Consider the following 12,702-nt stretch of genomic DNA (forward strand, 5'->3'; position numbering starts at 1 on the left):
CCCGCCCTACCTCAAGCGTCCATGGAATGCAATTGCGCTGCGCGCCAGTCTGGTGGAAGTGCGCGCCTCCGCGATCTACGGCACATAGCGCGTCCTTATGAGAACGTCCGATTGTGGCACCTTCGATCCCCGCGCTTCGTCGAATGTCAGCTTCGCGCCAGAAGCGGTCGGTCCTGAGCATGCTCGTCGGGAACGCCGGATTGATCAGTCGGCACTAAAGTCATTCGCTCGCGATGAGCGACGCGGGGGGCGGGACGGCGGAGGATCGCGTATGCCTGCACGCCCCGTTGATCGATGCCGACGACCTTGGAACAAGGGATTACTCGTCGGCCAGAAGAAACCACTTGAGCCCAAGCACGTATGGTCTATTCGAGTCCGCCTAGAAATCGCGCGGTCAATGCGTGACCTTGCGATCTTTAACCTCGCAATCGACAGTAAACTTCGCGCCTGTGACCTGGTCAAACTGCGACTGGACGACGTTTGCTCGGGAGCAAATGTGCGGCGTCGAGCGACTATTGTCCAAAAGAAGACAGGTCGACCAGTGCAGTTCGAGATTTCGGAGCACTCGAGGAATTCCGTTGAAGCCTGGCTACCAACGTTGCGGGCCACAGGCTCCCGATACCTCTTCCCAACTCGAATTCATGCCAGTCCTCACATTTCAACTCGCCAATATGCCCGGCTGGTGCATCGCTGGGTTAAAAGCATCGGCTTAGAGTCAGTATTTTACGGCACGCACTCGATGCGCCGCACGAAGGCGGCCCAGATTTATCGTAAGACCGGTAACTTGCGTGCAGTCCAACTTCTCCTCGGTCATACCAAGTTGGAAAGCACCGTACGATATCTCGGGATTGAGGTGGACGACGCCTTGAATATGGCTGAACAGATTGAGCTCTAATCGCCGACCACCGGCCTCCACGCCGGTGGTCTCTTTCGCGCCAGAAGCGGCCAGTCGCAATCAAATAGTAACGATCTGTGCTCTTAGCAAGAAGCTCCTTCGCTGAAGTGAGAGCGCCGTCAGCTATCGGCCACCATGGTATCTATGACCCAAGATCGGTGATCATTCGCCGTAACAGCTCGGCGCGTCGTGGAAGCGCGGAAACCACGACGTATTCGTTCGGGGAGTGCCACTCGTTGCCGATCGCACCAAGCCCGTCCAACGTCGGGATGCCGACAGCCGACGTAAAATTCCCGTCGCTGCCGCCGCCGCTCGACGTTTCGATCAACTCGATGTCCTGCTCACGGGCGATGGATTTTGCCAATCCGAACAGTTGCAATCCACCCGCGGTCCGTTCGAGGCACGGCTTTTCAATCTCTCCGCTCGCCGCGACCGTCACGTCGGAACCGATCGGGCTTACCGAGAGGACCGTCTCGTCAACCATTCGACCGGCTTCGGGGCTAGAAAAGCGAACATCGATGGTGCAGAACGCACGGCCCGCGACGACATTCGGCGTGGTTCCGCCGCCGACCTCACCGACATTAATCGTCGTGCCGGTGGAGTAGTCGGTCAATTGATCTAATCTTATGATCTGGCGAGCAATCTCCGAGATGGCACTGCGGCCATTCGCGTGAGCCGAGCCGGCATGCGCTTCCCTTCCCTCGACGTCCAGGCGATATTTTGCGCGGCCTTTGCGGAAGGTAATGACCTCGTCCCTGCGTGCCGGCTCGGCGATCAGGGCGTAGCGGGACTCGCTCGCCAGCCGCTCGATGATGCCGCGCGAGGTCGGAGAACCGATCTCTTCATCGGAGGTGTAAAGAAGCGTCAACGGCATGATCGGCTGGTGGACCAGGCCAGCAATATGTTCAGCGGCCTTGAATGCCAGATAACCGCCCGCCTTCATGTCGGCGATGCCCGGGCCATGAAAGCGGTCTCCGTCCCGGCGCATGGCGACCGACCCCGGCGGGCACACCGTGTCGAGATGGGAAACGGAGAGAATGCCCGGCCCGGTTCCCCACGGCAGCCGAACCAGCAGATGGTCGCCCATCCCGTCTCTCCCCGGAATTCGCTCGAGGCGGGCACCAAGCTGCGCAAAGTCGGCAGCCACGACATCGAGCAGTCGCGCCATGTTTTCGACGTCACCGGTCGGGGTTTCGATCTCCACCCAACGACGCAGACCGGCAAGGATCGATTCCGCATCGGATTGCTGTAATCGCTCCGGCATCATGCCCCCGCTAAAATATTTGCAACGCCCTTGGCGCCGATTGACCAATAACCTCAAGACGTCAGCTCAAGCTTCCCTCGTGATCCTTCCAGATCGAAGGGGAAAGGCGAAGATGGGTGTCCGCGGGATAGGTCGCCGACCAATGATCCGCGCATTCCGTCCCCGTCGCATTCCATAAATCAGGGAGGCTCGCGATGTGGGCAAGAACCTCTTCAAACGCCTCGGCGTGATGCCCCCAGCCGATCCCCTTCGGATGAACCGTCAGCGAGAAATACCGACCGCGTCGATATTGGGCCTCGAACTCGCGAAGCCAGTTTCGCTTCAACGCATTGACCCGATCAAGGCCAGTGCCCTCCGTTGGAAACATCAGAAAAAACTGGTCGTCGCAGCTGTAATGGTACGGAAGCGTCAGGATCGTTTTGCATTGAAGGACGTCAGCAACCCAATAATGCGGCGCGTCGTCCGCGAGACCGTTCCCCATATAGCCGTAGCCGGCATCGATCAGTAAGCTCATCGTCGCCGCGCTGACGGTGCCTACCGCGAATGCGTCCTGCTGGCGTGGCAGTGAAAACCACCCCTTCGGCCGCCTTCCGACGATGCGCTCCAGCGTTTCCGTCGTCAGCGCGACCCGCTCCCTTTCCTCCGCAACACTCAACGTGCTGACGTCCTCGTGTTTCCATCCCCCGGCGGCAATCTCATGTCCGTCGTCACGGATGGCCTTGATCCGATCGGGGTAAATCTCGGCCATCACCGCCGGGACGACGAAGGTCGCGCGCAGATCGAATCGCCGCAGCAGCTGCATGATGTTCTGCAGCCCCACCGTGATGCCGAACAGCGAAGTCGGATGGGTGAGATCACCGGCGGTAATCCCGGCTGGTGTCGAGGCCGGACTGAGATCGACGACCAGACTGAAACAACAGCGCTTGCCCTCAGGCCAGCGGACGTCGGCATCGCTAATCCCGATTTCATCCGAGATCGTATAGTTCTGCTTCCAAGGCATTGAGCTGGTCCTGATGGCTTGCCGGCGGTGATTAGGCTGGATGCTGGGACAGGCAGTGCCGCGCCAGTTCCTCGCAGGTTGGAAACCAAACCCCCGGAAGTTTCTTCATTTCGACGATCAGTCGCTCCAGCATGTCGACCCTGGAGGCGCGCCCGGACACGAAGGGATGCAGCATGAAGTTCAGGTAGCCGCCCGCCTTGTACTGGTTCCAGAAGGCGCTCCACCACATCTCGAAAACCTCGTCCGGATCGAGAAGTCTTTGAGAAGGTGTCTTGCTGCCGGCCCAGTTGGTACTGAAATACATTGCATCATCGATCGCGAAATGCACCGGCAACTGCACCATCCGGTTCATGCCGTTCTCGTCGTCCTGATAGAGTGGCGTGTAGGTGCACGAGGTCGAGGAATTGTAGATGAACCCCTCCCGCCGGAGCAGCGCGGGGCTGTGTTCGCTGCGGGTTCCGACGGGACGGCGACCTGCGACGCGTTCAAGCGCCGCGATCGTCTTGAGCAGGTGGTCTTCCTCGAGTGCCTTGTCCTTGGGAACGTGATGCTCCCACATGTGATCGGCGATTTCGTGCCCGGCTCTGGCCGCCCGCTTGAGGGCCTCAGGATAGAGTTCACAGATCCGCCCCGGGGTGAACACCGTGACCTTGATGCCATGGGCTTCGTACATTTCCAGCAGGCGCCAAATGCCGATGCGGCCGCCGAACTCCCCTTTCGTGAGCTGCATCGGCGGCTCATTCGCAAGCCGCCGGGCCAGCATGGCATCGAAATCCAGGGTGAAGTTCACCGCCATCCGCACTCCGGGCGGAAGAATGAAGTTCGCGATCGGAAGATGCCGCGCCTCGTACCCAAGGGCTGCGGCCTTCAGCTGTTCGACGTCATGGGCGAGCGCGGCACTTGTCATCGATTTACCCTGGATACGGCGGAATGAGACCGCAACGACAATGACTCACGCAGCACTCACGACCGGTGCCGTGACGGCATCGGCGGTGCTGGCCCGGCGAAGACGTAAACTGACGGCGGCCTCGGCGATCTTGAGACCGGCAAGAACGGAATTGACCACGGGTACCCCGACACGATCCTGCAGGCGCTCCGTCAGCTGCGGCGTGAATCCCATTCCCATGCAGCCCATGACCAGAATGTCGGCGCCGTCATCAACACAGTTGCGCGCCGCTGCCAAAATACCATTGAAGGCTTCATCCGGATTTCGGACGAGATCGAGCACCGAGCAGCCAACCAAGCGTTCGGAGACAAAGAGCTCGGCGAGCCCGAGGGAACGAAGGCGGGCGATCAACCCCTTGGGAGTGGGATCGGACGACAACACCGAAAAGCGCTCGCCGAATTGAGCCGCCAGATGCATCGCGGCGCCGCCCGGCCCAATGACCGGAATATCAGTGACGTCTCGTATCGCCGCAATGCCGGGGTCGCAGAAGCAGCCGATGATGACGGCTTCATAGCTCTCCTCTACCCATTTTGGAACGGTACGGAGAAGTTCAGGCACCACCAGGGCCGCGTCGGCGTTCGACTCGACCGCCGACGGTCCATCTTCGAGCGGCCAGACATCAATGGTAACATCGGATGAAGCGGCTTCCGACAGGTACGCACGGCGCCGCGCGATCTCCTCGACACCCAGGGTTCGGTGCATCGGGCTGGTCAACTGGTAGAGAATCCTGGGTAGCATTTCACGGTTGCTCCGGGAGCAGAATGCCGAAAGGCGGAAATCAGATTTCGTTTGCCCCCGACCCCTCACTCGCGGCGAACATTCCAGAACACCGGGAAGCTGAAAGGGATCATACCCTTGAGATCGGAACGGTACGCCGGAGGTACAGCAAATTGCCCGGCCAGAACGTAATTGACGTTCTTGTGGAAGATGCCCTGGATCCCGTCGCGATACTTCTTGCTCTCAGCCGGCGTCGACGCCTGCGCATACGCCTTCAACAGCTCATTCATCGCCGGATCGCAGTACCAGCCTGGATTGTTCTCCATGCAGTTCAGCGACACCATCTGCTGCGCGAGCGGATTGACCAGATCGATCCCCGCCATCACCAACGGTGAGACGCTCCAGCCACCATCCGCAACCGGCGTTTTTTTCAAGCGTCGCGAAGCAACCGTCGCGAAGTCCGATGTCCGCAGATCGACGTTGAAGCCGGCCTTCTTCAACTGGTCTGCCACTACGGAGCCGACCGGATTGAGAATGGCGGATGTTCCCGCATGCAGAAACACCACGGGCTCTCCTTTGTAGCCGGCTTCCTTCAACAGCTTCTGGGCAGCCTTCGGCCCGACGTCGCGGGAATATTCCGTGCCGGTGTCCGAGCTTCCGTCGTTGCCGCACATGTAGATCGAGTAGCAGGCACGATACATGTCGGACGGAAGCCCGAGACCCGCCATAACGTCGGTCTGTTCGACCGCAACCTGCAACGCCCGCCGAATGAGGGGATTGTCGAACGGCGGTTGCGCATGATTGAGATTGATCGCAATCATGTTCTGAGCGATCGCCGGCTGCTTGCCGATCGTCACCTTCGCGTCTTTGCGCAGCAGATCGATGTGATCGTATGGGACGACCTCCAGCAGATCGACTTCTCCCTTTTGCAAGGCTGCAACCCGCGTCGACTGATCGGGAATGCTCAACAGCTCGATGCGGTCGAAGTTCACGACTTTTCCGCCGGCGAGACCATCTGGTGGCTCGGAACGGGGAACATAGTTCGGGTTGCGGGCAAAGACCGCCTTGGCGCCCGGACGCCACTCGTCCTTCAGGAAAAGGAAGGGCCCGGAGCCGACAATTTCGGGCACCGCGGTGTTTGCATCCAGGCGAGCCAACCGCGCCGGCATCATGACGGGTATCTGATGGCCGGGCTTGCCGAGCGCCTCGATGACGAACGCGAACGGCCGCTTGAGCTTCAACTCGAAGGTCTTGGGATCGACGACCCGGAAGCGATCCGCGGCATCCATCAGTTGGGCACCGAAACCTTCACGCTTGGCCCAACGCTCGATCGAGGCGACGCAATCTTCCGATGTAACGGGCGCACCGTCGCTGAACTTCAACCCGTCACGGAGATGGAAGGTGTAGGTCAACCGGTCAGGGCTGACGTCCCAGCCGGCCAACATTTGCGGCTTGTAATGGCCTTCGCTGTCGATCGCCACGAGTTGGTCAAAGACGAGGTAAGCGAACACGCGCGTCGCATTGATTGTCGTGATGATTGGATCGAGAACCTGAAGTTCGGTCTGCAGGGAGACCTTCAGCACCCGGTCTTGGCTATGCGCGGCCGCGGAAAAACCGGCGGCACCGACAAGTGAAAGAGCGGCAGACAGCATAAAATGACGCAATCCCACGGGAGCACCTCTTTTGTTGCCAGATACTTCACTGCACCTTTGGAGCGAAGCATCATCCATCACCGGACATATTCCGTTCGGTCGCCTCCCGGTCGATCTTTGCGTCGTTGGTCCATGACGCGAAGCCATTGTGCCGCGTCATCGACCTGCCGAGCCTATCGTCCTCATTGATTTTTCAGCAAACCACTTGTTTTGCGGCTAAGCATGATAAAAACTAAGCCTCCCGGGCGAGGCTTAGGATGGCGACTGCAGAGACTGAACCGAGCAAAAGGCAGGATTGACCCGTGGCACGCCCATCGAAACGCGTATCTACAGCCCGCCGCCGTCTACCCCCGCTCAATGCGGTGCGGGCCTTTGAGGCGGCCGCTCGTCACGTCAACTTCGCGCTTGCCGCAGATGAGCTGGCGGTGACGCCGGGAGCGGTCAGCCGGCATGTGAAGGCGCTGGAAGCACAGATCGGCCGCAAGCTGTTCGATCGCTACCCGCAGTCGCTCGAGCTGACGGAGTTTGGCCGGACCTGGCTTCCGGTCGTGTCTGAAGCCTTCGACACGCTCGAAAGCGGGACTGCCCGGCTGCTGTCAGAGCGCCCCCGCGCAACGTTCGCATTGAACGTGCCAACGGCTTTCGCCACCGGCTGGCTGCTGCCGCGCTTCGCCCGCTTCCATCGTGAGCAGCCGGAGTTGACGATCAGGCTGCTCACCCACGCGGATCTACCGGATCTTTTGCGCGAAGGCGCACCCGATGCGGCCATTGCCCATGGCAGAGGCGAATGGCCGCGACTGAATGCCCATTTTTTGTTCGCCGACCGGCTGATACCGATGTGCAGTCCTGCCTACCTCGCCGCGCAACGAAGGCTGGTCGAACCGGCTCATTTGCTCACTGAAACGTTGATCTCCACAGATGACACCGCGGAGGATTGGGCCGCCTGGTTTGCGATGGTCGGATTGCACGGCGAACAACCGCAACGAATGCTGCATTTCGCCAACAGCGTATTACCCGCCCATGCCGCCATGAACGGGCTCGGCTTTGCGCTCATCGATCCCAGCCTGGTAACATCGGAGCTCGACCTTGGCCGGCTCATTGCCCCATTGTCCTTTCCGCCATTGATGCGGGGGACTGGCTGGTATCTTCTGCATTCGCGCTTTCGTCGCAAGGATCCCGTGATGATGGCTGTCCGGAACTGGCTGCAACGTGAAGCGGGCTCCAGTGTCCGCCATATGTTTCCGAAACCAGGCGGCGCGGCCTATCGCTAGAGCCCTTCGATTGAGCCAGACTCCCGCGATTTGACCGAGGACCTCAGATGCATCCCAACGATTTGCCTGGCCAATCCGGCGTCGTTCCTCCCGGAGCGATCGGCCACAACCGCGGCGTTGTCGGTCGCAACTTCGCGTTCATACCGCCGGAAGGCGTGTTGAAGAGCCGGCTTCCGGCGTGGAAGTCCACGACTGTGCGCTTTCTGGCGGCGCCTTCGCTCGGCGCCGGTTTTGCCCAGTATATGCTGGAAATCGAGCCCGACGGCGGTACGGCCCAGCCGATCTGTGTTGACCTGCAGCACTTCTTCTACGTTGTGGCAGGCGGCGTGGACGTGACCATCGGCTCCGACCCGCCGGTGGAGCTTGCTGCCGGCGCCTTTGTCTATGTGCCGCCCGGCGTATCCTTCACAATGTCCTGTCATCCCACAGCGCCTGCCCGCGTCATCGCGGTCAAGAAGCGCTATGAGAAGGCCGAGGGTATTGCCACCCCAACGGCGATCATCGGTCAACAACAAGCCATGCCGATGACGAACCATACCGGGCTGCAGGGCCGCGGTTTCAAGCACCTGTTGCCAATGGGCGACCTGCGGTTCGACTTTGAGATGAACCTGATGTTTTTCCAGCCCGGCGTCTGCTTCCCGGCCGTCGAAACGCACATCATGGAGCACGGATTGTTCATGCTGGAAGGTCAAGGCCTATACTATCTTGGCAATAGCTGGCACGAAATCTGGGTTGATGATTTCATCTGGATGGGATCGTTCTGTCCGCAGCAATTCTATCCCACCGGCCTGAACCACTCGGTTTATCTGCTGTACAAGAACGTCAACCGGGACGTCGTCCTCTGACGATGGCCGATGAGCGCCAGCAAGATGGGTCAGGGCGAACGAGGTTCTGGGAGCTTCAGCCTGATGCTTGAGACGCGTCGCGCGTGCCGGCCGGCAGAGCGGCGGTGATGATAATCTCGATAAGATCGCCATCGGGCATGACCGACTGCACGAACGACCGCACCGGCCCATGGCCCGCCGGCATCCAGCTCGCCCAGGCCTCGTCGAACGCCGGCTTGTTGTCGTGGTCGGTCACCACGATCTCAGCCTTGACGATGCGCGTGCGATCCAGACCCGCATCCTTCAGATAATTATCGATGACGCCCAAGGCGCCCAGCGTCTGTATGCGAATATCTTGGGTGCGATCAGGCGAAACCGCCACCGCCCACAGAAACCCGCCGCCGCCCGGCAAATGATATGTTGCTACCGCTGACTTGCTGGGCAGATTCCTGTTCGGGATACGCGTAATGTCGTTTCCATTCATTTTCGGCTCTCTCGGGATTGGAGGAAATTATACAGATGGCAGCGACGCGCACGAAGTCGACCTGTAACAATGGGTCTGTGCGCGGTTCTCGCTGGCGTCAACGGTGCAGAAACAAAGGCACAGCGCAATTAAGTTCTCGGCCGAATTTTAGAGCGCGTCACGCTCGCCTTCCAAACCTGTCCCACCCAAAAAGCAATTCGGAAGTCGAAAAATGCACATTTCAATAGGACATGCGGAACCATTGACGTAGAAGCTGTTTTTCATTCCCGCACGTGGGAATCCACGTCCTAGCTACCAGCAAGCATCCCGTGCGCCTGCTGCGCCCCAAGCCTCTGAGCCATCTTTCTTCGGTCAACCTGGACGCGGCCGCGGCGCACCCAATTCGAACACTGGGCTCAATAGGCTGTCTTGCGAGTCATCGATTGCCCCCTCTGAAGTCCGAAACGGCTGCGATGAAGGCGTTCCGTGCGAGGCTGAATCGGCGCAAACTGCGGAACATCGTGGCATTTCGGCATTCGTGTCTTCGGAACCGCCAACGAACAGCAAGCAATGTCGCACAAACGCGCGAAAATGATCCGACGACGCCCATCGGAAGCTGAAGCATGTCTCGGTCAATACAAGTTCACGCCTTTCGCGACCTTCTGGATGGCGGGGGCGTCGTTGACGATCCAGAGCGGATCGCCACCTACACAACGGATCAACGCCAGCTCTTCACGGGATCAACGCTCGCCGTACTGAAGCCGGCGACGACGAAGCAGGTCGTCGACATCGTCCGGCTGGCGGCACAACAGGGCATCGGAATCGTTCCGCAGGGCGGCAACACGAGCTACTGCGGCGGCGCGACGCCGGACGCCTCCGGACGGCAGATCATCGTGAGCCTCGAGCGGATGGACAGGATCCGCGAAGTCGATCCCGCTTCCATGAGCATCTCTGTCGACGCCGGCACCATCCTGAAGAACGTACAGGACGCCGCGGCGACCGCCGGACTTCTGTTGCCGCTCAGCCTCGGCGCGGAAGGCAGTTGCCGGATCGGCGGCAACATCGGAACGAACGCCGGCGGACTGTCCGTCGTCAGATACGGGATGACCCGCGATCTCCTCCTCGGGATCGAGGCGGTTCTATCGGACGGCACGGTGGTTTCGGACATGCGCAAACTACGGAAGAATAATACAGGCTACGACATCAAACAGTGCTTCGTTGGAAGCGAGGGAACTCTCGGCATCGTCACGGGCGCTGTGTTGCGCCTCGCGCCCTTGCCGGTCCGCCGCGCGACCGCCTGGCTGAAGCTCGCGATGGGTGCCCCGCTCGCCGAGCTTCTCGCCCTGGTACGTCGCGAATCCGCGGACCTGCTCACCACGTTCGAATTCATGACGGCCCGATCGATCGCGCTCGCGAGCGAAGCGATGACTAACCCGCCCTCCGTCCGCGCCGGCGCTGGGGGCACCGTACTGGCCGAATTCGCCTCCTCCTCGCGTCATCTCGATCTCGACGGACTGATGGAAGCCGTTCTGGCCGAAGCGATCGAGTCCGGATGGATCGAGGACGCCTTCCTGGCGCAGAGCGGATCGCAGCGGACCGCGATGTGGGAGGTACGCGAGACCATCCCGGAGGGCGAGAAGCGCCGGAACGGATCGGTCAAGCATGACATTTCCGTACCGCTTTCCTCCATTCAGCGTTTTCTGGATTTAGCCGGCTCGCAGGTACGGTCGTATGACGCAAATCTTGAGCTGTCCGTCTATGGACACGTCGGCGATGGCAATCTGCATTACAATGTGCTCGTGCCTCCCGGCGTCGACCGGATAGAGTTCACCAAGCGGATCGAAAGCGGCCTGTCGCTGCAACTCTACGACACGGCCGCGGCGCTCGGCGGCACGTTTAGCGCTGAACACGGTGTCGGTCGGTTCAAGAAGCATCTTCTGGAGCGGTACGGCGACGTCGGCCGCATCGCTGCGATGCGCCGTATCAAGACCGCCTTTGATCCAGCGGACATCATGAACGCTGGCGCGATGGTTCGCCCGTTGGGGAGGGAGGCTGCCTCTTGATGATGCCGAGGTGAGGGAGCGAAAAAGGGAGCCACTCCGAAGGAGTGGCTCAAGTTGGGGAGGAAATGTCCCGTAGGGACCTCTTGGGGACCTCTTGGAGCAGATCAGGCGGCAACCTGCTCGATCGGGGAGCATGGCAGGCCGAGACTCTCGGCTACGGCCTGATACGTTAACCGACCACGATGGACATTCAGGCCAGCACGCAGATGCGGATCTTCCAGCACGGCTGCGAATCCTTTGCTCGCCACGGTGCGCGTCAGGCTTGACTTCCGGCTCGATCTTCAGATGGCGGCGATGTCCAGCTTCGAGCCGTCGACCAGACGCGACAGCCGGAACGGTGTGGGATCGACGCAAGGCGTGTCGTTTACGACAAGCTCTGCGGCCAGATAGCCGAGCCCCGGGCCCAAACCGAAGCCGTGACCCGAGCAGCCCGCCGCGAGGACGAGGCCTTCCACCCCGTCCACCTGCGACACCACAGGCACTGCGTCCGGGGTGCAATCGACGAAGCCGCCCCAGGCGCTATCGATCTCTAGTTCGCCGAGTTGGGGGAAGGTTTTCCGGACGCTCTCCACCACTTGGCTCATCAGCCATTTCAAGGGCGGAGGATCCAACACGCGATTCTGTTCGAAGATCCGATCGTCGTTGGTCAGCAGCGCGGGCAATGAATCCGGCCCCGAAACGAACGATTGGCCGATGCCGAGCCTGACGTTTTTCAGGCGACGCAAGAACTGCGGCATGAATTCCCGGCTATACCGGAGGGCCTGGGGCGTGATTTCGAGGTTCGCCTTGCCGCTGATCGCAAGCGTATAGCTGCCGTCCAGTCGGCGCGTGATCGTGCAGTAAGGTGTGGAGATCGCGTCGCCTATGTTGATTGTGGGGGTGGAACGCAGCGCGGTCTGCCGGATGCTCGCTTGGGGGAAACTGATCCCGAGCGGCCGAAGGAAGCGCGAGGACCAGGCGCCGGCGGCGCACAGCACCGCGCTGGTTCTGATGTAGCCCTTCTCCGTGTGCACGCCCGCAATCTTGCCATTGGCCAAGTCGAGCGCCCGCGCGGCGCATCCCTGGTGGATCGTGGCGCCGAGAGTTCTGGCCCCCTCGGCGATAGCCGGCGCGGCAAGCGCAGGTTCGGCCTTGCCGTCCCGAGCCGAATAGGTCCCGCCGACCCATTTGTCGCGCGCGTCGGGGACGCGCTCGGCCACCTCCGCCCGGCTCAGCACGCGGGTGTCGACGTCGTACTCCCTGGCGACCTCGCGCCACCTTTCCCAACCGGCGAGCACAGCCTCGTCGTGGGTCGCATAGACGAGACCGCAGCGTCGAAATCCGAGGTCCCGATTGATATCGCGCGTGAGCTCGTCCCACAGCCGCATGGAGATCACCGAGAGCGGCAGTTCGCGCCGGTCGCGGTTCTGCTGGCGGCACCAACCCCAGTTTCGGCTCGATTGTTCACAGGCGACGTGGCCCTTCTCGAGGAGCGCCACAGAGAGGCCACGCTTCGCGAGGTAATAGGCGGCCGTAGAGCCGAGGATGCCGCCGCCGACGATGACGACGTCGGCCTCGGCCGGGAGACGCTCATCGCTGTGAATGCGCTCGACGCGGGGCGACACTGC

The 12,702-nt window shown here is 60.9% G+C and carries 11 protein-coding genes and 1 pseudogene; 4 read left to right on the forward strand and 8 right to left on the reverse strand.

The window, feature by feature from the left end; genetic code table 11:
- The first annotated feature begins 271 nt into the window (after nucleotides 1–271).
- Nucleotides 272–895 carry a tyrosine-type recombinase/integrase gene (locus JQ567_RS07115; RefSeq protein ID WP_212438155.1) on the forward strand — a complete coding sequence of 208 codons (624 nt, stop codon included), beginning with the start codon at nucleotides 272–274 and terminating at the stop codon, nucleotides 893–895.
- A 142-nt stretch (nucleotides 896–1,037) separates the two neighbouring features.
- Here JQ567_RS07115 and JQ567_RS07120 read toward each other — a convergent pair whose 3' ends face one another.
- The 5 genes from JQ567_RS07120 to JQ567_RS07140 all read right to left on the reverse strand — a co-directional run bounded on the left by JQ567_RS07120 (nucleotide 1,038) and on the right by JQ567_RS07140 (nucleotide 6,474).
- Nucleotides 1,038–2,159 (reverse strand): M20 family metallopeptidase, encoded by a 1,122-nt coding sequence (locus JQ567_RS07120; protein ID WP_212438156.1) that lies wholly within the window; start codon nucleotides 2,157–2,159, stop codon nucleotides 1,038–1,040.
- A 61-nt stretch (nucleotides 2,160–2,220) separates the two neighbouring features.
- On the reverse strand, nucleotides 2,221–2,961 hold the full coding sequence (locus tag JQ567_RS07125; protein WP_212438157.1) for a polysaccharide deacetylase family protein: 741 nt from the start codon (nucleotides 2,959–2,961) through the stop codon (nucleotides 2,221–2,223).
- Between the two features lie 229 nt (nucleotides 2,962–3,190).
- A complete protein-coding gene (locus tag JQ567_RS07130) occupies nucleotides 3,191–4,066 on the reverse strand; it encodes a polysaccharide deacetylase family protein (RefSeq protein ID WP_212438158.1) in 876 nt (291 codons plus the stop codon).
- Between the two features lie 45 nt (nucleotides 4,067–4,111).
- Complete coding sequence (locus JQ567_RS07135; protein ID WP_212438159.1) at nucleotides 4,112–4,843, reverse strand: aspartate/glutamate racemase family protein; 732 nt, start codon at nucleotides 4,841–4,843, stop codon at nucleotides 4,112–4,114.
- Between the two features lie 65 nt (nucleotides 4,844–4,908).
- Nucleotides 4,909–6,474 carry an ABC transporter substrate-binding protein gene (locus tag JQ567_RS07140; protein ID WP_212438160.1) on the reverse strand — a complete coding sequence of 522 codons (1,566 nt, stop codon included), beginning with the start codon at nucleotides 6,472–6,474 and terminating at the stop codon, nucleotides 4,909–4,911.
- Between the two features lie 302 nt (nucleotides 6,475–6,776).
- On the opposite strand from JQ567_RS07140, the gene JQ567_RS07145 reads away from it, so the two are divergent.
- Both JQ567_RS07145 and allE read left to right on the forward strand, forming a co-directional pair.
- Nucleotides 6,777–7,745 carry a LysR substrate-binding domain-containing protein gene (locus JQ567_RS07145; protein WP_212438161.1) on the forward strand — a complete coding sequence of 323 codons (969 nt, stop codon included), beginning with the start codon at nucleotides 6,777–6,779 and terminating at the stop codon, nucleotides 7,743–7,745.
- 47 nt (nucleotides 7,746–7,792) lie between these two features.
- Nucleotides 7,793–8,590: a (S)-ureidoglycine aminohydrolase gene (allE, locus tag JQ567_RS07150; protein WP_212438162.1), complete on the forward strand. Its 798-nt coding sequence runs from the start codon at nucleotides 7,793–7,795 to the stop codon at nucleotides 8,588–8,590.
- A gap of 55 nt (nucleotides 8,591–8,645) precedes the next feature.
- Here allE and JQ567_RS07155 read toward each other — a convergent pair whose 3' ends face one another.
- Nucleotides 8,646–9,053 carry a RidA family protein gene (locus JQ567_RS07155; RefSeq protein ID WP_212438163.1) on the reverse strand — a complete coding sequence of 136 codons (408 nt, stop codon included), beginning with the start codon at nucleotides 9,051–9,053 and terminating at the stop codon, nucleotides 8,646–8,648.
- A 602-nt stretch (nucleotides 9,054–9,655) separates the two neighbouring features.
- On the opposite strand from JQ567_RS07155, the gene JQ567_RS07160 reads away from it, so the two are divergent.
- A complete protein-coding gene (locus tag JQ567_RS07160) occupies nucleotides 9,656–11,095 on the forward strand; it encodes an FAD-binding oxidoreductase (RefSeq protein ID WP_249165303.1) in 1,440 nt (479 codons plus the stop codon).
- 104 nt (nucleotides 11,096–11,199) lie between these two features.
- Here JQ567_RS07160 and JQ567_RS38080 read toward each other — a convergent pair.
- Both JQ567_RS38080 and JQ567_RS07165 read right to left on the reverse strand, forming a co-directional pair.
- Nucleotides 11,200–11,343 (reverse strand): annotated as a pseudogene (locus JQ567_RS38080) (alanine dehydrogenase); the annotation flags it as partial.
- A gap of 33 nt (nucleotides 11,344–11,376) precedes the next feature.
- Nucleotides 11,377–12,699, reverse strand: a complete 1,323-nt coding sequence (locus JQ567_RS07165) for an FAD-binding oxidoreductase (RefSeq protein ID WP_212438164.1) — start codon at nucleotides 12,697–12,699, stop codon at nucleotides 11,377–11,379.
- Nucleotides 12,700–12,702: the final 3 nt, after the last annotated feature.

The sequence above is a fragment of the Bradyrhizobium sp. AUGA SZCCT0431 genome, from assembly GCF_018131065.1.
Lineage (GTDB): Bacteria > Pseudomonadota > Alphaproteobacteria > Rhizobiales > Xanthobacteraceae > Bradyrhizobium.